The sequence below is a fragment of the Hydrogenophaga flava NBRC 102514 genome (assembly GCF_001571145.1).
Lineage (GTDB): Bacteria > Pseudomonadota > Gammaproteobacteria > Burkholderiales > Burkholderiaceae_C > Hydrogenophaga > Hydrogenophaga flava.
On the sequence record NZ_BCTF01000019.1, the window covers coordinates 21,866 to 42,340 of the forward strand.

A 20,475-nucleotide genomic window follows, 5' to 3' on the forward strand; every position below is an offset into this window, starting at 1 on the left:
CCATGTATGTGGCCGTCAAAGGCGGAGAAACCGCCATCCTCAACAGCTACAAGCTGCTGGCCGGGCAGCGCCGCGGCGACCCGCAGCAGGCCGAGCTGAGCGTGGACCAGATCCGCGGGCAGATGAAGCTCGCGGTGGACCGCGTGATGACCGAAGGCTCGGTCTACGACCCCGAACTCGCGGCGCTGGCGATCAAGCAGGCCGCGGGCGACCTGGTCGAGGCCATCTTCCTGCTGCGCGCCTACCGCGCCACGCTGCCGCGCCTGGGCACCACGCGGGCGCTGGACACCGCGCAGATGCGCCCGGACCGCCGCATCTCGGCCACCTTCAAGGACCTGCCGGGCGGTCAGATCCTCGGCCCGACCTACGACTACACCCAGCGCCTGCTGGACTTCACGCTGCTGGCCAACGCCGCCGCGCCGGGCGTGGACGCGCCGGCCAGCACCGCCGTGCCTGCGCCCGCGCCGCGCGTGGTCGACCTGCTGAACCAGGAAGGCCTGATCGAGACCCACCCGGTGCCCGAGGGCGACCCCGACCCGGTGGACCTGACGCGCGAACCGCTGCGTTTTCCGGCCGCCCGCGCCACGCGCCTGCAGAACCTGGCGCGCGGCGACGAGGGCTTCCTGCTGGCCATGGCCTATTCGACCCAGCGCGGCTATTCGCACACCCACCCCTTCGTGGGCGAGGTGCGGCTGGGCCAGGTGGCGGTGGAGCTGACACCGGAGGAACTGGATTTCCCGATTTCCATCGGCGACATCGAGATCACCGAGTGCGAGATGGTCAACCAGTTCGCGGGCAGCAAGACCGAGCCACCGAAGTTCACGCGAGGCTACGGCCTGGCCTTCGGTCACAGCGAGCGCAAGGCGATGGCCATGAGCCTGGTGGACCGCGCGCTGCGTGCGCCCGAACTGGGCGAGACCGTCGAGGCGCCCGCACAGCAGCAGGAGTTCGTGCTCTCGCACAGCGACAGCCTGGAGGCTTCGGGCTTCGTGCAGCACCTGAAGCTGCCGCACTACGTGGACTTCCAGTCCGAGCTGGAGCTGGTGCGCCGCATGCGCGCCGAAGTCACCCGCCCCGCCGACACCGAACAGGAACGCGCATGAACGCCCCACTGCATCCCGAGCTGTTGAGTCCCGCGGCCCCCGCCACCGAGCCGGGCGTGAACTTCGCCTACCTCGACGAGCGCACCAAGCGCATGATCCGCCGCGCCATCCTCAAGGCGGTCGCCATCCCCGGCTACCAGGTGCCCTTCGGCTCGCGCGAGATGCCGCTGCCCTACGGCTGGGGCACCGGCGGCATCCAGGTCACGGCCTCGGTGATCGGCCCCGACGACACGCTCAAGGTGATCGACCAGGGTTCGGACGACACCGTCAACGCAGTCAACATCCGCCGCTTCTTCCAGCGCACCACCGGCGTCGAAGTCACCACCCGCACGACCGAGGCCGACATCATCCAGACGCGCCACCGCATCCCCGAGACGCCGCTGCGCGAGGGCCAGGTGATCGTCTACCAGGTGCCGGTGCCCGAGCCGATGCAGCGGCTGGAGCCGCGCGAGACCGAGACCCGCACGCTGCACGCGCTCGCCGAGTACGGGCTGATGCACGTCAAGCTCTACGAGGACATCGCGCGCCACGGCCACATCGCCACCACCTACGACTACCCGGTGATGGTGAACGACCGCTACCTGATGGCGCCGTCGCCGATTCCGAAGTTCGACAACCCCAAGATGCACATGAACCCCGCGCTGCAGCTGTTCGGCGCCGGGCGCGAGAAGCGCATCTACGCGGTGCCGCCGTACACCAAGGTCGAGAGCCTGGGTTTCGAGGACCACCCGTTCGAGGTGCAGAAATGGGACGTGCCCTGCGCGCTGTGCGGCGCCACCGACAGCTTCCTCGACGAAATCATCACCGACGACCAGGGCTCGCGCCTGCACGTCTGCTCGGATTCCGACCACTGCCAGGAGCGGCAGGCGGCGCAGGCCGACGCGGTGCTCATCGGCGCGGGAGCGGCCACGTGAGCGAGGCCCTGAACCTGCGCGAAGCCACCGCCGACGACCTGCCGGCCGTGCTGGCGCTGTACGCCCAGCCGGGCCTGGACGACGGTGACGTGCTCGGCGTGGAGCAGGCGCGCGAGGTCTTCGCCCAGTTCGCGCGTTACCCCAGCTACCGCCTGTTCGTGGCCATCGATGCCGCGGGCGCGGTGGTCGGCAGCTACGCCCTGCTGGTGATGCACAACCTGGCCCACCGGGGCACGCCCTCGGCCATCGTCGAGGACGTGGTGGTGGACCAGGCCTGCCGCAGCCAGGGCATTGGCCGTCAGCTGATGGAACACGCCCGCACGCTGGCCCGCGAGGCCGGCGCCTACAAGCTCGCCCTCTCTTCCAACCAGAAGCGCACACGCGCGCACGCCTTCTACGACGCGCTGGGCTTCCAGCGCCACGGCATCAGCTTCGTGATCACCCCATGACCCTGTCACACACCCCCCTGCTGCGCGCCACCGGCGTCAGCAAACGCTACGGCCAGCAGCTTGCCCTGCACGAGGCCTCCTTCGAACTCTGGCCCGGCGAGGTGCTGGCCATCGTCGGCGAATCCGGCTCGGGCAAGACCACCCTGCTCAACGCGCTGGCCGCGCGCCTGCGGCCCGACGAAGGCCAGATCCTGTTCCAGGGCCGCGACGGCCGGCTGGACGATGTGCACGCCATGAGCCAGGCGCAGCAGCGCCTGCTGGCCCGCACCGACTGGGGCTTCGTGCACCAGCACGCGGCCGACGGCCTGCGCATGGACGTCTCGGCCGGCGCCAACGTCTGCGAGCGCCTGATGGGCCTGGGCCAGCGCCACTACGGCCAGCTGCGCACCCAGGCCGAAGAATGGCTGCAGCGGGTGGAGATCGACCCGATCCGCATCGACGACGCGCCGCGCACCTTCTCTGGCGGCATGCGCCAGCGCCTGCAGATCGCGCGCAACCTGGTGACGCAGCCGCGCCTGGTGTTCATGGACGAACCCACCTCGGGCCTGGACGTGTCGGTGCAGGCGCGCCTGCTGGACCTGCTGCGCCAGCTCACGCAGCAGATGCAGCTGGCCGTCGTCATCGTCACGCACGACCTCGCCGTGGCGCGCCTGCTGGCGCACCGCATGGTGGTGATGCAGCGCGGCCGCATCGTCGAATCGGGCCTGACCGACCAGGTGCTCGACGACCCGCAGCACCCCTACACCCAGTTGCTCGTCTCTTCCGTCCTCCAGCCATGAACACACCCGTCCTCACGCTGCAAGGTGTGTCCAAACGCTTCACGCTGCACCACCAGCACGCCGCCGAGCTGCGCGTGCTCGACCAGGTGGACCTGGACCTGCACGCGGGCGAATGCCTGGTGCTCGACGGCCCTTCGGGCATGGGCAAGAGCACGCTGCTCAAGCTGGTCTACGCCAACTACCGCGCCAGCAGCGGCACCATCACCCTGCGCCACGTCGACGGTAGCACGCTGGACATCACCCAGGCCACGCCGCGCGAGCTGGTGGCCATGCGGCGCGACCGCGTGGGCTATGTGAGCCAGTTCCTGCGCGTGATCCCGCGTGTGTCGGCGCTGGACGCGGTGGCCGAGCCGCTGCTGGGCGAAGGCGCTCCCGCGCCCGAGCGGGTCGAGGCCGCACGCCTGGAGGCCGCCGCCTGGCTCACGCGGATGCGCATTCCCGAGCGCCTGTGGCCGCTGCCGCCCGCCACCTTCTCCGGCGGCGAGCAGCAGCGCATCAACATCGCGCGCAGCCTGATCAAGCCCCGCCCGCTGCTGCTGCTGGACGAACCCACGGCTTCGCTGGACAAGGCCAACACCCGCACCGTGATCGATCTCATCCACGAAGCGGTGGCGCGTGGCGCCGCGCTGATGGGCATCTTCCACGACCCCGAGGTGGGGGCCGCCGTGGCCACCCGCCGCATCGACATCGCGCAATTCAGGAGTGCCGCATGAATCCCGTCGTGTTCCGCAACGCCCGCATCGTGCTGGGCAACGAAGTGGTCGAAGGCAGCCTCGCGGCAGCCGGCGGCACCATCGCCTCCATCGACCCCGGCCAGCGCCAGGGCCATGTGGGCCTGGACCTCGAAGGCGACTACCTGTTGCCCGGCCTGGTGGAGATCCACACCGACAACTTCGAACGCCACCTGATGCCGCGCCCCTCGGTGCAGTGGGCCGAGATGCCGGCGCTGCTGGCGCACGACGCCGAGGTGGCCGCCGCCGGCATCACCACCGTGTTCGACGCGCTGGGCGTGGGCGACGCCGACCCGGACAGCCTGCGCGGCAGCACTTGGCACGGCGTGGTCGACACCATCGACACCTGCGCCCGCGAAGGCCTGCTGCGCGCCGACCACCACCTGCACGTGCGCTGCGAGCTGCCGGCGCCCAACACCATCGACCTGTTCGAGCCCTTCCACGGCCACGACCGCCTGTCGCTGATCTCTCTGATGGACCACACGCCCGGCCAGCGCCAGTGGGAGAACATCGACGTCGCCAAGGTCTACTACACCGGCAAGAAGGGCTGGAGCCTGGAGAAGTTCCTGCGCCAGGTGGAACACGCGGCCGAGCTGCAGGCGCGCTACGCCGACCCGCACCGGCAGTATTTCGTGGACTACTGCCGCACCCATGGCATTGCCATGGCCAGTCACGACGACACCACCGAGGCCCATGTGGAGCAGGCCCACGCCGAGGGCGCCAGCGTCTCGGAGTTCCCGACCACCGTGGTCGCTGCACGCGCGGCGCACGAGCGCGGCCTGCTGACGGTGATGGGCGGGCCCAACGTGGTGCGCGGCGGCTCCCATTCGGGCAACGTGGCAGCAGCCGAACTGGCGCGCCAGGGCCTGCTGGACATCCTCTCGTCCGACTACGTGCCGGGCAGCCTGCTCAGCGCTGTGGTGCGGCTGGTGGACGACGGCATCCTGGACATGCCTGCCGCAGTGGCCACCGTCACGCGCAACCCGGCGCGCGCCTGCGGCATGGACGACCGCGGCGAGATCGCGCCCGGGCAGCGCGCCGACCTGGTGCGGGTGAAGCTGGTGGACCTGCCCGACGGCCGCCGCCAGGCGGTGGTGCGCGGTGTGTGGCGCGAGGGCGAGCGGGTGCTCTGAGCCGCACGCCCCGCGAGCGCCATCGAAAGTTCCCGCAGCCTTCAAAGAGCTGTCACACAAGCGCCGGACACTGCGACTTGTCTAGATAACTTTGATTCACGGAGCACGACCATGTCTTCAGCCCTGCGCATCCAGAACCTCAGCAAGCGCTTTGCCGGCGGCAAGCTGGCGCTGGACAACGTGAACCTGGACATCCGCCCTGGCGAGATGGTGGCGCTGATCGGCGCCTCCGGCTCCGGCAAGTCCACCCTGCTGCGCCACGTGGCCGGTCTGATGGCCGCCGACGCCACACCCGGTTCGGTGATCGAGGTGGCTGGCCAATGCGTGCAGCGCGAGGGCCGCATCCAGCGCGACGTGCGCCGCATCCGCTCGCAGATCGGTTTTGTGTTCCAGCAGTTCAACCTGGTGGACCGTCTGCCGGTGCTGGTCAATGTGCTGGTGGGCCGGCTGCACAGCATGCCCTCGTGGCGCGCCTGGACGCGCTGGTTCACCGCGCAGGAACGCGCCCTCGCCATCGAGGCCCTGGGCCGCGTGGGCATCGCCGAGTGCCACGCGCAGCGCGCGTCCACGCTCTCGGGCGGCCAGCAGCAGCGCGCCGCCATTGCCCGCACCCTGGTGCAGGGCGCCAAGGTGGTGTTGGCCGACGAACCCATCGCCTCGCTCGACCCCGAGGCTTCGCGCAAGGTGATGGAAATCCTGGCCCGCATCAACCGCGAAGACGGCTGCACCGTGGTGGTCTCGCTGCATCAGGTCGACATGGCCATGCGCTACTGCCCGCGCGTGGTCGCCCTGCACCAGGGCCGCGTGGTGTTCGACGGCCCATCGCGCGAGCTCACGCCCGCGCTGCTGCGCAGCCTCTACGGCATGCAGGCCGACGAGATCCTCAATGGCAGCTCGACGCTGCACGACACACCCGCCTCCACCGCTTCTCCCGCGCCAGCGCCCAACGTGGTCGCCTGGCCAACCCCCTTGGCCCAGGCTGCCTGAGCCTCCTTCCGCCGACCCTTCCACCTTGCATCCAAGGACACTTCCATGATCAAGCAGACCCTCGCCGCCGTATCGCTCGGCCTGACCCTGAGCGCCTCCTGGGCCCAGGACATCAACTTCGGCATCATCTCGACCGAGGCCACCCAGAACCTCAAGGCCGACTGGCAGCCGCTGATCGACGACATGGCCAAACAGACCGGCCTGAAGGTCACGGCCTTCTTCGCGCCCGACTACGCCGGCATCATCGAAGGCATGCGCTTCAACAAGGTCCAAGTGGCCTGGCTGGGCAACAAGTCGGCCATGGAAGCGGTGGACCGCGCCAACGGCGAGGTGTTTGCCCAGATGGTCAACGCCGACGGCACCCAGGGCTACTACTCGCACCTGATCGTGCACAAGGACAGCCCGATCAAGTCGCTGGACGATGTGCTCAAGAACGGCAAGTCGCTGTCCTTCGGCAACGGCGACCCGAACTCCACCTCGGGCTTCCTGGTGCCGGGTTTCTACGTGTTCGCCAAGAACAAGGTCGACGCGAAGACCCACTTCAAGATCGTGCGCAGCGCCAACCACGAAACCAACGCCCTGGCGGTCGCCAACAAGCAGGTCGACGTGGCCACCAACAACAGCGAGAACCTCGAGAAGATCAAAGAACGCCAGCCGGAGAAGTTCAACGACATCCGCGTGGTCTGGACCTCGCCGCTCATTCCCCTGGACCCGCTGGTGATGCATAAGGACCTGCCCGCCGCCACCAAGGAGAAGCTCAAGACCTTCTTCTACAACTACGCCAAGACCGATGCGCGCGAGAAGGAGATCGTGATGAAGATCTCCAAGCTCTCCGGCTTCAAGCCCTCGACCAACGCGCAGCTGACCCCGATCCGCGAACTGGACCTGTTCAGCAAGCGCAACAAGATCGAGGCCGACGCCACACTGGCCGCCACCGACAAGGCCAGCAAGCTGGCCGACATCGACAAGCAGCTCGCCGCCCTGCAGTGACGCGCGGCTGAGCCCAGGCCCGCCCGATCCGACGGCGGGCTTTTTTTCGACCGGAGAACACCATGACCACCACCTCCACGCTACCGGCACGCGCTGCTCCGACTGCGGCCCCCCAGAAGCGCAGCCTGGGCTGGTACCTCGGCTGGGCCGCCCTGCTGCTGGTGCTGGCCGGCTCCTGGAACGGCGCCGACATGCGGCCGCTGGAGCTGCTGCGCGACTCGGGCAACATGGCCCAGTACGCGGGCGAGTTCTTCCCGCCCAACTTCGCCGACTGGAAGATGTACGTGCAGGAGATGGTGGTCACGCTGCAGATCGCCGTCTGGGGCACGGCGCTGGCGGTGGTCTCGGCAGTGCCGCTGGGCCTGCTGGCCTCGTCGAACATCACGCCCTGGTGGATTCACCAGCCGGTGCGCCGGGTGCTCGATTCTTTCCGCGCCATCAACGAGATGGTGTTCGCGATGCTGTTCGTGGTGGCCGTGGGCCTGGGCCCGTTCGCCGGCGTGCTGGCGCTGTGGATCCACACCGCGGGCACGCTGGCCAAGCTGTTCTCGGAAGCGGTCGAAGCCATCGACCCGCAGCCGGTCGAAGGCATCCGCTCCACCGGCGCCTCGGCGCTGCACGAAATCGTCTACGGCGTGATCCCGCAGGTGATGCCGCTGTGGATCTCGTACACGCTCTACCGCTTTGAAGCCAATGTGCGCTCGGCCTCGGTGGTGGGCATGGTTGGGGCCGGCGGCATCGGCGTGGTGCTGTGGGAAATCATCCGCGGCTTCCAGTACGCCGAGACCGCCGCCGTGATGATCATCATCATCGTCACGGTCAGCCTGATCGACCTGGTGTCGGCCCGCATCCGCAAGCTCATGATCTGAGGAGAACACCATGGCCCTGACCCTCGACGACATCGTCCGCCTGCTCGACCAGCGCGGCGCGCAGCAGTACGGCCTGGAGGCCGTGAGCCAGCGCGTGCACGCCCTGCAGTGCGCCCACCTGGCCGAGACCGCGGGCGAGCCGGACGAACTGGTCATTGCCTGTCTGCTGCACGACCTGGGCCACCTGATCGCGGCCGAGAACGCCGGTACCATGGACACCGACATGCGCCAGGACGACCTGCACCAGTACACCCCGCTGCCCTTTCTGCGCGGCGTCCTGCCCGACGCCGTGCTGGAGCCGATCCGCCTGCACGTCGACGCCAAGCGCTACCTCTGCCAGGCCGAAGGCACCTACTACGCCTCGCTGTCGACCGCTTCGGTGCACAGCCTGGCCCAGCAGGGCGGCGCCTACACCGCCGTGGAGTCGCGCGCCTTCCTGCTGCAGCCCTTTGCCGAAGACGCCGTGCGCCTGCGCCGCTACGACGACCTGGCCAAGGACCCGGCCCGCGCGGTCCCGCCGCTGGACCACTACCTGCCCCGTCTGGAACAGCTGATGCTCCAGACCGCATGAGGTGAGGCACACAGGCCAGACCGGGGTGGTGCTGCGGCTGGGCACCACGCAGACCCTGGCCTGGGCCTCGTCCTACTACCTGCCCGCCCTGCTGGCGGCGCCGCTGGCGGCGGAACTGGGCATGGCGGTCACCCATGTGTTCGGCGCCTTCACGCTGGCGCTGGTGATCTCGGCCCTGGTCGGACCGGCCGCGGGCCGCGCCATCGACCGGCACGGCGGGCGCGCGGTGCTGCTCGCCACCAACCTCCTGTTCGCTGCCGGTCTGGCTGCGCTGGGTTTCGCTCAGGCCGAATGGCAGGTCTGGGCCGCCTGGTGCGTGGTCGGCGTGGCCATGGGCAGCGGGCTCTACGACGCGGCCTTCGCCACCCTGGTGCGGCTCTACCCGGTCAGCGCACGCAACGCCATCACCGGCATCACGCTGATCGCCGGCTTCGCCAGCACCGTCGGCTGGCCGCTCACGCAGTGGGGCCTGGACACGCTGGGCTGGCGCGGCACCTGCCTGGGCTGGGCGGCGCTGCACATCGCCGTCGGGCTGCCGCTGCACCGCTGGCTGCCGCGCGGGCGGGTGGAAGAGATGCCCGCAATACAAGTCGCGGTCTCCCCGGACAGCCATGCATCAACGCCCGCGGCCACGACACACACTTCCGCCGGCCAGGGCGTGGCCCTCGTGCTGGCCGCCGTGTTCGCCATCGCCTGGTTCACCAGCACCGCGATGGCGGCCCACCTGCCGCTGCTGCTGCAGGCCCAGGGGCTTTCGGCCTCCACCGCGCTGGGCGTGGCCATGCTGGTGGGGCCGGCGCAGGTGGCGGGGCGGTTGCTGGAGTTCGGCTTTCTGCGCCGCGCGCACCCTTTGCTCTCCAGCCGGTTCGCCACCGCGGGCCACCCGCTGGGCGTGCTGCTGCTGGCGCTCGGCGGGCCGCTGGGCGGCTGGCTGTTCGCGGTAATGCACGGCATGGGCAACGGCATCCTGACCATTGCCAAGGGCACGCTGCCGCTGGTGGTGTTCGGCGCTGCGGGCTATGGCGAACGGCAGGGCTGGCTGATGGCGCCGGCCCGCGTGGCGCAGGCGTTTGCGCCGGTGCTGTTCGGCCTGGCCATGGCGCACTGGGGCGGTCGCGCGCTCTGGCTCACCGCCGGGCTCGGGCTGCTGGCGCTGGCCCTGCTGCAGGGGCTGGCGCTGCACATGGCGCGCCGCGACGCGGTGCCGGCTACGACCCCACGGCCTGACGCGCCAGCTTGAGAAAACGCGCGCGGTCGGCGTCGCCCAGCGACTGCAGGATCTCGTCCTGCAGGTCGCGCACCACCGGCACCAGCGCCTGGATGATGCGTTCGCCCTCGGGCGTGAGCGAGAGCACGCGCGCCCGGCGGTCGCGCTCGCTGACGACGCGGTCGACCCAGCCCTTCTGCTCCAGCCGCTCGATGACGCCGCCGATGGTGGCGCGGTCGTAGGCAATCATTTCCGCCACCCGCGCCTGGTCCGTGCCCGGGTGGTGGTGGATCGCGTCCAGCGCCGCGAACTGCACCGGCGTCAGGTCGAAGCCCGCCGCCTGCGTGCGCTGCACGAACACCTGCGTGGACAGCTGGTGCAGCCGGCGGATCAGGTGCCCCGCCATGTCGAGTGAGTCCATGCCCGCGCTCCGTTTCCAAGTTGATTGATAAGTATACGTACCGTCTTGACAAGAATTAGTAAGCATAGATATCATTTGCCCACTCACCCCGGTTCCCGAGCCCCCACCACACAGGAGACAGGCCATGCAGTTCTACAAAGACGGTTTTCGCGGCGGCAACCCCGACATCAAGCAGGCCGCGCCCAACCGGCGCAACCGCGGCGTCAACGAGCCGCTGCCGGAGAAGGTGGACGTGCTGATCGCCGGCACCGGCCCGGCCGGCCTGTGCCTGGCCGCGCAGCTGGCGCAGTTCCCCGGGATCGAAACGATGATCGTCGAGCGCATGCCCACCAACATCATCAAAGGCAAGGCCGACGGCATCAACACGCGCACCATGGAAATGTTCCAGGCCTTCGGTTTCGCCGACAAGGTCAAGCGCGAGACCTACTGGGTCAACCAGACCAACTTCTGGATGCCCGACCCCGCCAACCCCGCGCACATCCGGCGCGTGGGCCGGGTGCAGGACGTGGCCGACGACAGCTCGGAGATGCCGCACATCCTGATCAACCAGGCGCGGCTGCACGAGCTGTTCCTCGAAGTCATGAAGAACTCGCCCTCGCGGCTGGAGCCCGACTACAGCTGGGAGATCGTGGGCCTGACCATCGATGAGACCACCGACGACCACCCGGTGACCGTGACGCTCAAGGACGCCAGCGGCGTGAACTGGTGGGCCACGCGCACAGTGCGCGCCAACTACGTGGTGGGCTGCGACGGCGCCCACTCGGCCGTGCGCAAGGCCATCGGCGGCGTGCTGCACGGCGACGCGGCCAACCAGGCCTGGGGCGTGATGGACATCCTGGCCAACACCGACTTCCCGGACGTGCGCCAGAAGTGCCTGATCTCGTCGGCGAACGAAGGCAATGTGCTGATCCTGCCGCGCGAAGGCGGCTACGTGTTCCGCATGTACGTGGAACTCGACAAGCTCAAGGACGGCGAGAAGGCCGCGAGCAAGAAGTTCACGCAGGACGACATGATCGCGGCCGCGAACCGCATCATCCAACCCTATTCGCTGGACGTGAAGGAGGTGGTCTGGTGGTCGATCTACGACATCGGCCACAGCATCACCGACAAGTTCGACGACGTGCCCGAAGGCAGCGACCGCGCACCGCGCGTGTTCACCGCCGGCGACGCCTGCCACACCCACTCGCCCAAGGCCGGCCAGGGCATGAACGTGTCCATGCAGGACACCTTCAACCTGGGCTGGAAGCTGGTGCACGTGCTGCAGGGCCGCGCCGATGCGAGCCTGCTGCGCAGCTACTCCAAAGAGCGCCTGACCGAAGCCAGGCGCCTGGTCGAGACCGACCACGAGTGGTCGCGCATCATGTCCGCGCCCACCACCCAGGCCGAGCGCGAAGGCAAGGAAGAGCCGCGCATCATCCGCCAGTTCAAGGCCAACCTCGAGTTCACCGGCGGCACCGCGGTGAAGTACGACACCTCCACCCTGTTCGCGCCCGGCACCCACCAGGCGCTGGCCAGGGGCGAAGAGATCGGCCGCCGCTTCCACTCCGCGCCGGTGGTGCGCCTGTCGGATGCGAAGCAGATGCAGCTGGGCCATGTGGCCGAAGCCGACGCGCGCTGGCGGATCTACGCCTTCGCGGGCCGGAGCGACCTGGGCCAGCCCGGCGCGCCCATCGCGCAACTGGCCGACTGGCTGGAGAACGACCTTGCCTCACCGGTCGTGAAGCACACACGAACCGGCGAAGACATCGACGCCATCATCGACGTGCGCGCCGTGTTCCAGCAGACCTTCGACCAACTCGACTACGGGCAAATGCCCTCGCTGCTCAAGCCTCGAACCGGCAAGCTCGGCCTGCAGGACCACGAAAAGATCTTCTGCGTGGACCACAAGGGCGCGGGCGACATCTACGACATGCGCGGCATCGATCGCGAGAAGGGCTGTCTGATCGTCGTGCGGCCCGACCAGTACGTGGCGAACGTGTTGCCGCTGGATGCGCGGAAGGCGCTGTCGGCGTTCTTTGCTGGCGTGCTGCGCTGAGGCGAGGCGGCGCGGCAAGCGACGGGGCCGGCCTCAGAGCCGGCGCGTGTAGATGAACCTGCCATCCACCTGCCAGAGCAGGGTGAGCGAGCCCCACCGCTCCACCAGGGTCAGGGTGGACGAGCGGTCGGTGGCTGTCGCCGACCACATCTTGCTGCCCTCGCCGTCGAAAACAGGGGCGCCGAACAGAGACCGCAGCATCTCTTCGGCGTCGGCTTTCGTCATGGCGTGAAGGCGCTCCAGCAACGCGCGTTCATCGGGTGTCATGGCTGCGAGCGCCTGGGCGTTGAGCGCCTGCAACTGGGCCTCGCGCGCTTTGATCTCCTCAGTCATGTCATAGCCGTGGCGCCACGTGCTCAGCAGGCCGTCCGAACTCTCGACGCCGAAAATGTCCATCAGTTCGACGAGGTATCCAAGGAATCGATCCTGATCCTCGCCCTCGGTGGCTTCGAACTTCTTCATCACCGGCTTGAACATGCCCAGCACGACCGGCTTGGTCTGCCGGGACGGCGACAGCTTGCGTAGCGAGCGCGCCAGCTGGTTCACCCAGGCTTCGTACTTGAGCCGCTCCGCCTCGTCCAGGTCAACGCGGTAGAACGGCTCGTTCACGAACTTCTTCTTCGCGATGAAGCGGTCCAGCGCCTGCCTGCGATCGCCGGTGGTCATCCCCTGGGGTGGAGGGTTGGCCCACACATAGACAGACGCCGCGCTCAGCAGGGCAGACAGAAGAAGGGTTCGGCGGGATGGGATGGGCATATCTCTCTGTTTCCGTTGGGATGGAAGGTCAGTGACCCGGCGATCTGTTGGTGGCGTCCAGTCGTTGAACGTATTGCCGCACCTTTGCCTCGAACTGGTTCAGGAAGGACGAATGCACGCAGGCCTCGTCGAGCGTGCGCGCCCTGCGAACGTCCAGAAGGATCTCGTCGCACTGAGGTGCCGTCGCACCATCGGCTCCGCAGAGAATTCCAGAGGGCCATTCGTGCTCGCTGTATCGAAAACCATCGATCAAGTGCTCCAAGACACGCGCCTTGGCGTACTGGTCATCGGGCTTCAGGGCGAGCAGACGTTCCGCCAGTTGCATGCCCGTCTGACGACCGATCTGTACCCAGAGATGCTCGGATCTGTACAGATTCTGGTCACAGCGCTCGAGCATCTCGATGCACCAAGGGTCGGATCGCTGGTGCCCGGCCAGAAGCACGGGAAAGATCACCTGCTCAAAAAGCTCATGCCGGATCGTATGCCGCGCGGGGTGATTGATGAAGTACCAGCGCGTCCACTCCTCGCGCTCGTCATCGGTTGCAAACGTTTCGATGAAGCTCGCGATCAGGCTTGCCGCCAAGCGTTTGTTGCCCTGCTCCTTGGCGACCTCGTACTGTTCAAAGAGAGCCTGATTCATGCAACTTGTACCGGTGCGGAGAGAGTTCGATGCGCAGTGGGCGCTCCTTCGCAGAATGCATCAGGTGTCGATGGACACATGAACCAGCTTGTCATTCTCAAAGTGGCATGTGTAGAGGAAGCCAGTCCGATCCGTGAGGCACTCAAATGTGATCTCCCATGGGAGCAGCCGATTTCCATCCAAAGGAATGTGGATGCCTCCGAGCTGAAAGGTTTGGCGCCAGTCCGCAGCAACAGGTTTTCGGTGCATTTTCTGATGGTCGAGCGCCAAGTGCTTCGAAACTCTGGTGTAGGTCGCATCGACGTCTTCAACCACATCGCGATAGAACTTGACCTGCGATTCGGTCGGAACGGCGTCGCCGATGGTGTCGATGGAAATAGCCAGTTCGTCGTCTGCATAGGCCTCGTGCAGCCAGTACGGCCCTGCTTTGCCTTTCTCGAGCAAGAGCACGCCGAAGACGTCATGCTGGATCGTCTGTTTCTGCTTTGGAGAAAGGAACTGACGCAGGGATCGAAGCATTGAGCAATACCGTGTTTGTGAATCAGCGTGGTGTTTCAGATATCAGTCCGTGCACAAGGCAAGGGCCCTTCTGAGCTCCGCTCCCAGAGTGTCCGGTTCGATGGCCAACGGAAAAATGTTCTTTGAACCGGGGATGGCATGAAACCCTCGCATATCGCCTTTTCCTCCCCCGTTGTGGGTGGGTTGCAGTTGGAACGATGTACCGTCAAAGAGTATCCGCACCAGAGAAGAGAGTCGCTGGAAAGCCCGCTCAGTCTTCACCCCAGCAGCAGCTAGTCTGGGGAGAGCTTCACCCTTCCAGTCCGCCGGATGTGCAACGACCCGGGAGGACGAGGCGAGCGCAGCACTGACCGCAAGGCCAAGTTCGTGGTCTGAGGCAGTCAGCGGCAGCACCGCGAACGGCGCTGTCGACAACAGGATACCGGCACTGGTCGGACAGTTTGGATGCACAAGGATGCGGTCTTTGAAACGATAGACAGAGGCGTGTTGCATTCAAGGAATGTCGGTTCGGATTCTTCTTCGATCGTATCCGTCGACAGCGATCAGGCGGCACCCGTCGTTTCCAAGGAACGGGTTGGAGCCCCCCACACTTCGGCCCATACCAAAGCATCCGACCGGCTGGCCGCGTCACAGTGAACACCCCGTTCCACTCAGCGTCCGACGACATGCCCATCACCTGCTTCATCCGCTACCAGATCGACCCCTTCCAGCGCGACGCCTTCCGCCAATACGCCGAGGCCTGGGGCCGCATCATTCCCCGCTGCGGCGGCAACCTGCTGGGCTACTTTTTGCCGCACGAGGGCAGCAATCACATCGCCTGGGGCCTGATCGGTTTTGACAGCCTCGCGGCCTACGAGCGTTACCGCGCCGTGCTGCGCACCGACCCCGAGGGCCGCGCGAACTTCGAGATGGCGCAGGCGCAGCGCTTCATCCTGCGCGAGGAGCGGACCTGGCTCGAAGACGTGGCCAGCACCATTCACCAGCCCCGGCAGGTGCTGCCGTGACCGTTGCCGCGTGTGCTGCGCTACGCTGAGGGCGATGACCAACACCCCCCACGAACCCCGCCTCGCCCGCGTGGCCGCCATGGTCGCGGACCCGGCGCGCTCGCGCATGCTGGCCTATCTGCTCAGCGGCGAATGCGCCAGCGCCAGCGAACTGGCCCGCGCCGCGTCCGTGACGCCCGCCACCGCAAGCGGCCACCTCGCCCAGTTGCTCGAAGCCCGCTTCGTGGCCTGCGAACCGCGCGGCCGCCACCGCTACTACCGCCTCGCCGACGCCGACGTGGCCCATGCGCTGGAAGCCCTGGCCGTGGTGGCCGAGCGCGGTGAGCACGAAAGCGAATGGGCCTCGCCCGAACGGGCGCGCCTGCGCGAGGCACGCTGCTGCTACGGGCACTTGGCGGGGCGGCTGGGCACCCGGCTGTTCGACGGCCTGATGGCGGCCGACGGGCTGCAGCCGGCGAGCAGCGGCTACACGCTCACCGACAGCGGCCGCGCGTGGCTGCTGCGGCTGGGGTTCGAGGCGCCCGAGCCCGGCAAGAAGCGGCGCTACGCCTACCCCTGCCTGGACTGGTCCGAGCGGCGCGACCACCTGGCTGGCGAACTGGCCGACCGGCTGTATCTGCACCTGGTGGCGCAGGGCTGGGTGCGGCGGGGGACGGGGCGGGATGTGGCGGTGACGCCGGTGGGGCAACAGGCCTTGTTGCCCCTGTTGGCCCCTCAAACCTGAGGGGCCGGCCTGGCCAGGTCGCGGTCCAGCAGGCAATCGATGAAAGCGCTCAGGATCGCGGCCTGGTGGTGCCGGTTCGAGTAGTAGACGAACAAGCCCGGGCGCGTGATCGACCAGTCGGCCAGCACCTGCACGAGCTGTCCCTGAGCGAGGTGCTCATCGACGCGCTCGCGGTCGAAGGCATAGGCGATGCCCAAGCCTTGCAAGGCCGCGGCGACGCCGATGTCCGAGTGGTTGGTGACCAGTGGCCCGGACGCCGCGACCTCGATCCGCCGGCCCCTTTTCTCGAACTCCCACTGGTAGGCCCGGCCGTCGGTCTGCAGCCGCCAGTTGATGCAGGCGTGGTGATGCAGGTCGGCGGGTGATTGCGGCAGGCCGTGCCGCGCCAGATAGTCCGGCGACGCCACCGCGACCATCTTCACGTCCGGCGTCAGGCGCACGGCGATCATGTCCTTCTCCAGCCGTCCGCCCACCCGGATGCCCGCATCGAAGCGGCCCGCGACGATGTCGCTCAGCCCGTCGTCGACCACGATGTCCAGCGTCACATCCGGGTGCGCACGGTGAAACCGGCCCAGCCGCGGCGCAATGATCTGCCGCGCCGCCATGCCCAGGGTGTTGATGCGCAGCGTTCCGCTCATCTGCCCGGCCGCCGCGCTGGCCTCGGCCACGGCATCGGCCATCACCCGGAACAGCGGTGCGATGCGGGCGTACAGCTGCTCGCCCGCTGCGGTCGGTGCCACGCTGCGCGTGGTGCGGTTCAGCAGCCGCGCACCCAGCCGCGCTTCGAGCTGGCGGATGGTCTGGCTCAGCGCGGAAGGCGACACACCCAGGTGCTCGGCGGCCCGCGCAAAGCTGCTGCGCTCGACCACGGCGGCAAAGGCTTTCAGTTCGGCGTAGTCGGAGCCGCGCATTGTGTATTCATTGCTAAACAACCCGTTCAGATTCTAGGTGATTCACTAATTTCTCCGGCGCTTGCATCCTGAGGGCTCCAACCAACAGGAGTCTTCACATGACGAGCTTCGATCTTCAACTTCAAGGCCAGCGCGCGCTGGTCTCGGGCGGCACCAAGGGCGTGGGCGCCGCCTTGGTGCGCGGCCTGCACGCAGCGGGCGTACAGGTGATGACGACGGCGCGTTCGCTGCCCGCAACGGCCATCGACGGCGTGACCTACATCGCCGCCGATCTCACCACGGCGCGAGGCGTGGCGGACGTGGCGCAGTCGGTCCTCAGCCAATGGGGCGGCGTGGACATCCTGGTCAATGTGCTGGGTGGCTCCAGCGCGCCGGGCGGCGGCTTCGCGGCCCTGGACGATGCGCACTGGTTCAACGAACTGAACCAGAACCTGATGCCGGCCGTGCGGCTCGACCGCGCGCTGCTGCCCGCCATGCTGGCCCAGGGTTCCGGCGTCATCGTTCACGTCAGTTCCATCCAGCGCCTGCTGCCGCTGCCGGAATCGACCACCGCCTACGCCGCGGCCAAGGCGGCCCTGTCCACCTACAGCAAGGCGCTGTCGAAAGAGGTGACACCCAAGGGCGTTCGCGTGCTGAGCGTCGCGCCCGGCTGGATCGAGACGGAGGCCTCGGTGGCTCTGGCCGAGCGGCTGGCCCGCCAGGCCGGGACGGACTACGAAGGCGGTCAGCGGATCATCATGCAGTCGCTGGGGGGCATCCCGCTCGGACGACCAGCCAAGCCAGAAGAGGTGGCCGATCTGATCACCTTCCTGGTGTCGCCGCGCGCGGGCTCCATCTCAGGGTCGGAGCACCTGATCGACGGTGGCACGGTGCCGACGGTCTAGGACGGCGCCTACCCCGCGTGGGCGCGCAGCCAGGCCACGATGTCGGCCGTCACCTCATCGCGGTTGGTCTCGTTCAGGATTTCGTGGCGGCCACCGGGGTACAGCTTCACCGTCACGTCGGCCAGGCCCGCGTCGCGGTAGCGCTGGCCCAGCAGCTGGATCAGCGCGCCGCCGCCGGCCAGCGGGTCGGCGTCGCCGGAGGCGATCAGCACTGGCAGGTCGCGGCGGATGCCGGCCAGCCGCGCCGGGTCGGCCACGCGGGGTGCGGGCGCAAACAGGGCAGGGATCACATCGGCCGGCACGTCCCAGCCGCACCAGGGGTTCGCCACGTAGGCGTCCACCTCGGCGGGATCGCGGGACAGCCATTCGTAGCCCGTGCGGTGTTCGAAGCCCGCGTTGAAGGCTTCGAGCCCTGCGGGTCCGTCCGCGGGCGCGTTGGCCATGGCCGCGGCAAACGCGTCCAGCGCGGTCGAGCCGGACAGCACCACACCCGACCAGGTGGCAGAGTGGTCGAGCATGGCCGCCTGCGCGGCAAACGAGCCCATCGAATGCGCGAACAGAAACACCGGCAGACCACCGTGCCGCGCACGCAGCGTGGCGCCGAACTGCGCCACATCGGCGATCAGGCCGCCGAACCCGGCGGCGCCGAAGTCACCCAGCCGCCCGTTGGCGGTGCGCCCGTGCCCGCGGTGGTCGACCGCGTGGACCACGAAGCCGGCCGCGTTGAGCGCCCGGGCAAAGCGGTCGTAGCGTTCGCCGTGTTCGGCCAGCCCGTGGGCGATCTGCACCACGCCGGCGGGTGGGCCGTCCACGTCGGCCCAGGTGTAGGTCGTGACCTGGGTGCTGTCGGCGTCGGAGAGAAAGGAGGAGGTGGAGGTGCTCATCGCTTCATTCTCACCCCGCACACGCTCCGCCCGACCTAGTGAAAACGGCAGGGCGCGCCGATGTGGTCAGGCGTCGATCTGCATCGCCGGGCGTGCCTGCACCTTCTGCAGCCAGGCGTTCGTGGTCGGATGGTCGGCCACCGGCGCCCCCAGGTAGACGCTGTAGCCGATCACCGACGCCACGACCAGGTCGGCCAGCGTGTACGCATCGCCGAGCAACCAGGGCCGCTCGCTCAGGCGCCCGTCGAGCACGGTGAGCAGTTCGTCGATGGCCTTGTGCGCCGCGGTGCCGTGCGCGTCGCCGGGCGTGCCCATGTCTTTCGCGGCCTGCATTCGAAACACCTGCGCGCCGTAGGTGACATAGGCCCAGGTGCTCCACGACATGGCCTGCAGGTGTTCCGGCGTGCCGCCGGCCGGCCACAGGCCGCTTTTCACGCCATAGGTGTGGCCCAGCCACAGCTCGATGGCCAGCGCCTCGAACATCGGCGCGCCGTCCACCGTGAGGGTGGGCACCTTGCCGTTGGGGTTGAGGGCCAGGTAGTCGGGCCGGCGCTGCTCGCCGGTGGTGATGTCGACCTTGACGCGCTCGTGCGACACGCCGAGTTCGGCGAGGGCGCAGGCGACCGGGGTAGCGCTGGACATGGGGTACCAGTAGAGAACGATCTTGGACATGAGGGGCTCCTTAAAGACGGTGGTTGGCGGGCCCGACACCGCGCCGAACCCGTGGCTGCAATGTCGCGCCCATTGCGGACAGTTCCGGCCCTCGATAAACGCTAGAGTGCGTCCATGCTGTCATCGTCCTCGCGCCTGCTGCGCGTCCTCTCGCTGCTGCAGACCCGCAGCCACTGGGCCGGCCCCGAGCTGGCCGAGCGGCTGGCGGTGCACCCGCGCACGCTGCGGCGCGACATCGACCGGCTGCGCCAGCTCGGCTACCCCATCCACGCCAGCAGCGGCGTGGCGGGCGGCTACGCGTTTCGCGCCGGGCAGACGCTGCCGCCGCTGCTGCTGGACGACGAAGAGGCGCTGGCCGTGGCCATTGCCCTGCAGATCGCCGCGGCCGGCACCGTGAGCGGTGTGGAAGAAAGCTCGCTGCGCGCGCTGGTGAAACTGGAACAGGTGATGCCCACCCGCCTGCGCCGCCGCACGGGTGCGCTGCGCTCGGCCATCGTGCCGGTGCAGCGCATGGGGCCCACCATCGACGCCAGCGTGCTCGCCACCCTGGCCACGGCCTGCCGCGACCAGTTGCAGGTGGGCTTCAGCTACCGCGACCTGCGCGGCCAGGCCAGCGTGCGCCAGGTGCAGCCGCACGGGCTGGTGCACACCGGCCACCACTGGTACCTGGTGGCCTGGGACCCGGCGCGCGACGACTGGCGCACCTTCCGCATCGACCGTGTGCAGGGCACACCCCGCACCGGCGCGCACTTCGCGCCACGCCCGCCGCCCGCGGGCGACCTGCGCGCCTACGTCACCGGGGCCATGGCCGGCGTGCACCCGCAGGGCGACCAGGCGCGCGTGGTGCTGCACCAGCCGCGCGAGGTGATGGCCAAGACCATCCCCCCATCCGCCGCCACGCTGGAAACGATCGACGACGCGCACTGCCTCATGCTCTGCGGCACGGGCCAGCTGGACTCGCTGGTCTACTGGCTCATTGCGCTGGACGTGGAGTTTGATGTGCTGGAGCCGCCCGTGCTCAAGGAGCGGCTGCGCCGGGCGAGTGAGCGGGTGGGACGGAGCTTGGCGCGAGGTGGGGGGTGAGCCTTAGTGGCTTTGGCGAAAGTTTCGGCTCCACTTTAGGACCGCCATGGGCTGACTTCGGTCTTTCCAAGGTGGTACCTGAACATTCGCGGATCCTTCATCCAGTCATTTACTGAGCAAGACCTGAATTGACTGATCGAAAATTTGGACCATTGTTGACAAACGTCGGGCAGAGGATGCTTTGGGCCCTGGCGTTCTGGTCGGAGGTG

The 20,475-nt window shown here is 68.1% G+C and carries 24 protein-coding genes; 16 read left to right on the forward strand and 8 right to left on the reverse strand.

Annotation, left to right across the window (positions count from 1 at the left end; all coding sequences use genetic code 11):
- Nucleotides 1-2 precede the first annotated feature (2 nt).
- The 11 genes from HFL01S_RS16585 to HFL01S_RS16635 all read left to right on the forward strand — a co-directional run bounded on the left by HFL01S_RS16585 (nt 3) and on the right by HFL01S_RS16635 (nt 9,766).
- Complete coding sequence (locus tag HFL01S_RS16585) at nt 3-1,103, forward strand: carbon-phosphorus lyase complex subunit (RefSeq protein WP_066260656.1); 1,101 nt, start codon at nt 3-5, stop codon at nt 1,101-1,103.
- Nucleotides 1,100-2,017, forward strand: a complete 918-nt coding sequence (locus tag HFL01S_RS25760) for an alpha-D-ribose 1-methylphosphonate 5-phosphate C-P-lyase PhnJ (RefSeq protein WP_066260658.1) — start codon at nt 1,100-1,102, stop codon at nt 2,015-2,017. The genes HFL01S_RS16585 and HFL01S_RS25760 overlap by 4 nt, the downstream gene beginning before the upstream one ends.
- On the forward strand, nt 2,014-2,466 hold the full coding sequence (locus tag HFL01S_RS16595) for a GNAT family N-acetyltransferase (RefSeq protein WP_066260659.1): 453 nt from the start codon (nt 2,014-2,016) through the stop codon (nt 2,464-2,466). The genes HFL01S_RS25760 and HFL01S_RS16595 overlap by 4 nt, the downstream gene beginning before the upstream one ends.
- Entirely contained in the window at nt 2,463-3,245 is a 783-nt protein-coding gene (gene phnK, locus HFL01S_RS16600; protein WP_066260660.1) for a phosphonate C-P lyase system protein PhnK, read from the forward strand. Before HFL01S_RS16595 ends, phnK begins: the two co-directional genes overlap by 4 nt.
- Nucleotides 3,242-3,958 (forward strand): phosphonate C-P lyase system protein PhnL, encoded by a 717-nt coding sequence (phnL, locus tag HFL01S_RS16605; protein ID WP_066260662.1) that lies wholly within the window; start codon nt 3,242-3,244, stop codon nt 3,956-3,958. Before phnK ends, phnL begins: the two co-directional genes overlap by 4 nt.
- Entirely contained in the window at nt 3,955-5,109 is a 1,155-nt protein-coding gene (locus HFL01S_RS16610) for an alpha-D-ribose 1-methylphosphonate 5-triphosphate diphosphatase (protein WP_066260663.1), read from the forward strand. Before phnL ends, HFL01S_RS16610 begins: the two co-directional genes overlap by 4 nt.
- A 111-nt stretch (nt 5,110-5,220) precedes the next feature.
- A complete protein-coding gene (phnC, locus tag HFL01S_RS16615) occupies nt 5,221-6,096 on the forward strand; it encodes a phosphonate ABC transporter ATP-binding protein (RefSeq protein WP_066260664.1) in 876 nt (291 codons plus the stop codon).
- Nucleotides 6,097-6,141: 45 nt separating this feature from the next.
- On the forward strand, nt 6,142-7,086 hold the full coding sequence (gene phnD, locus HFL01S_RS16620) for a phosphonate ABC transporter substrate-binding protein (protein ID WP_066260666.1): 945 nt from the start codon (nt 6,142-6,144) through the stop codon (nt 7,084-7,086).
- A 62-nt stretch (nt 7,087-7,148) separates the two neighbouring features.
- Nucleotides 7,149-7,955 (forward strand): phosphonate ABC transporter, permease protein PhnE, encoded by an 807-nt coding sequence (gene phnE / locus HFL01S_RS16625; protein ID WP_066260668.1) that lies wholly within the window; start codon nt 7,149-7,151, stop codon nt 7,953-7,955.
- Nucleotides 7,956-7,965: 10 nt separating this feature from the next.
- Nucleotides 7,966-8,526, forward strand: coding sequence for a phosphonate degradation HD-domain oxygenase (locus HFL01S_RS16630; protein WP_066260670.1), 561 nt, complete (start codon nt 7,966-7,968; stop codon nt 8,524-8,526).
- Nucleotide 8,527: 1 nt separating this feature from the next.
- Nucleotides 8,528-9,766, forward strand: coding sequence for an MFS transporter (locus HFL01S_RS16635; protein WP_066260671.1), 1,239 nt, complete (start codon nt 8,528-8,530; stop codon nt 9,764-9,766).
- Here the strand turns inward: HFL01S_RS16635 and HFL01S_RS16640 are convergent.
- Nucleotides 9,735-10,154 carry a MarR family winged helix-turn-helix transcriptional regulator gene (locus tag HFL01S_RS16640; RefSeq protein ID WP_066260672.1) on the reverse strand — a complete coding sequence of 140 codons (420 nt, stop codon included), beginning with the start codon at nt 10,152-10,154 and terminating at the stop codon, nt 9,735-9,737. The genes HFL01S_RS16635 and HFL01S_RS16640 overlap by 32 nt on opposite strands.
- A 124-nt stretch (nt 10,155-10,278) precedes the next feature.
- On the opposite strand from HFL01S_RS16640, the gene HFL01S_RS16645 reads away from it, so the two are divergent.
- Nucleotides 10,279-12,189 (forward strand): FAD-dependent monooxygenase, encoded by a 1,911-nt coding sequence (locus HFL01S_RS16645; protein WP_066260673.1) that lies wholly within the window; start codon nt 10,279-10,281, stop codon nt 12,187-12,189.
- A gap of 33 nt (nt 12,190-12,222) precedes the next feature.
- On the opposite strand, the gene HFL01S_RS16650 is transcribed toward HFL01S_RS16645, so the two are convergent.
- The 4 genes from HFL01S_RS16650 to HFL01S_RS25155 form a co-directional block, all read right to left on the reverse strand.
- Complete coding sequence (locus HFL01S_RS16650; protein WP_066260674.1) at nt 12,223-12,855, reverse strand: DUF4844 domain-containing protein; 633 nt, start codon at nt 12,853-12,855, stop codon at nt 12,223-12,225.
- Between the two features lie 118 nt (nt 12,856-12,973).
- Nucleotides 12,974-13,585, reverse strand: coding sequence for a hypothetical protein (locus HFL01S_RS16655; protein WP_066260676.1), 612 nt, complete (start codon nt 13,583-13,585; stop codon nt 12,974-12,976).
- Nucleotides 13,586-13,645: 60 nt separating this feature from the next.
- Nucleotides 13,646-14,104 (reverse strand): hypothetical protein, encoded by a 459-nt coding sequence (locus HFL01S_RS16660; protein ID WP_066260677.1) that lies wholly within the window; start codon nt 14,102-14,104, stop codon nt 13,646-13,648.
- A 42-nt stretch (nt 14,105-14,146) separates the two neighbouring features.
- Nucleotides 14,147-14,596 carry a contact-dependent growth inhibition system immunity protein gene (locus tag HFL01S_RS25155; RefSeq protein WP_157538914.1) on the reverse strand — a complete coding sequence of 150 codons (450 nt, stop codon included), beginning with the start codon at nt 14,594-14,596 and terminating at the stop codon, nt 14,147-14,149.
- Nucleotides 14,597-14,769: 173 nt separating this feature from the next.
- Here HFL01S_RS25155 and HFL01S_RS16665 point away from each other — a divergent pair, with 173 nt between their 5' ends.
- Nucleotides 14,770-15,108 carry an NIPSNAP family protein gene (locus HFL01S_RS16665; protein WP_066260679.1) on the forward strand — a complete coding sequence of 113 codons (339 nt, stop codon included), beginning with the start codon at nt 14,770-14,772 and terminating at the stop codon, nt 15,106-15,108.
- 34 nt (nt 15,109-15,142) lie between these two features.
- A complete protein-coding gene (locus HFL01S_RS16670; protein WP_066260680.1) occupies nt 15,143-15,832 on the forward strand; it encodes an ArsR/SmtB family transcription factor in 690 nt (229 codons plus the stop codon).
- Here the strand turns inward: HFL01S_RS16670 and HFL01S_RS16675 are convergent.
- Nucleotides 15,823-16,743, reverse strand: coding sequence for a LysR family transcriptional regulator (locus HFL01S_RS16675; RefSeq protein WP_066260684.1), 921 nt, complete (start codon nt 16,741-16,743; stop codon nt 15,823-15,825). The two genes, HFL01S_RS16670 and HFL01S_RS16675, sit on opposite strands and share 10 nt — an antisense overlap.
- A 98-nt stretch (nt 16,744-16,841) precedes the next feature.
- Between HFL01S_RS16675 and HFL01S_RS16680 the strand changes: the two genes are divergently transcribed.
- Nucleotides 16,842-17,627 (forward strand): SDR family oxidoreductase, encoded by a 786-nt coding sequence (locus HFL01S_RS16680; RefSeq protein ID WP_066260685.1) that lies wholly within the window; start codon nt 16,842-16,844, stop codon nt 17,625-17,627.
- Nucleotides 17,628-17,635: 8 nt separating this feature from the next.
- Here HFL01S_RS16680 and HFL01S_RS16685 read toward each other — a convergent pair whose 3' ends face one another.
- A complete protein-coding gene (locus HFL01S_RS16685; RefSeq protein WP_066260686.1) occupies nt 17,636-18,511 on the reverse strand; it encodes an alpha/beta fold hydrolase in 876 nt (291 codons plus the stop codon).
- Between the two features lie 66 nt (nt 18,512-18,577).
- The gene (locus tag HFL01S_RS16690) at nt 18,578-19,183 is read right to left on the reverse strand and encodes a glutathione S-transferase family protein (protein ID WP_066260687.1); all 606 of its coding nucleotides are present in this window, start codon (nt 19,181-19,183) and stop codon (nt 18,578-18,580) included.
- 114 nt (nt 19,184-19,297) lie between these two features.
- Here HFL01S_RS16690 and HFL01S_RS16695 point away from each other — a divergent pair, with 114 nt between their 5' ends.
- Nucleotides 19,298-20,266 carry a helix-turn-helix transcriptional regulator gene (locus tag HFL01S_RS16695; RefSeq protein ID WP_066260689.1) on the forward strand — a complete coding sequence of 323 codons (969 nt, stop codon included), beginning with the start codon at nt 19,298-19,300 and terminating at the stop codon, nt 20,264-20,266.
- Nucleotides 20,267-20,475 lie beyond the last annotated feature (209 nt).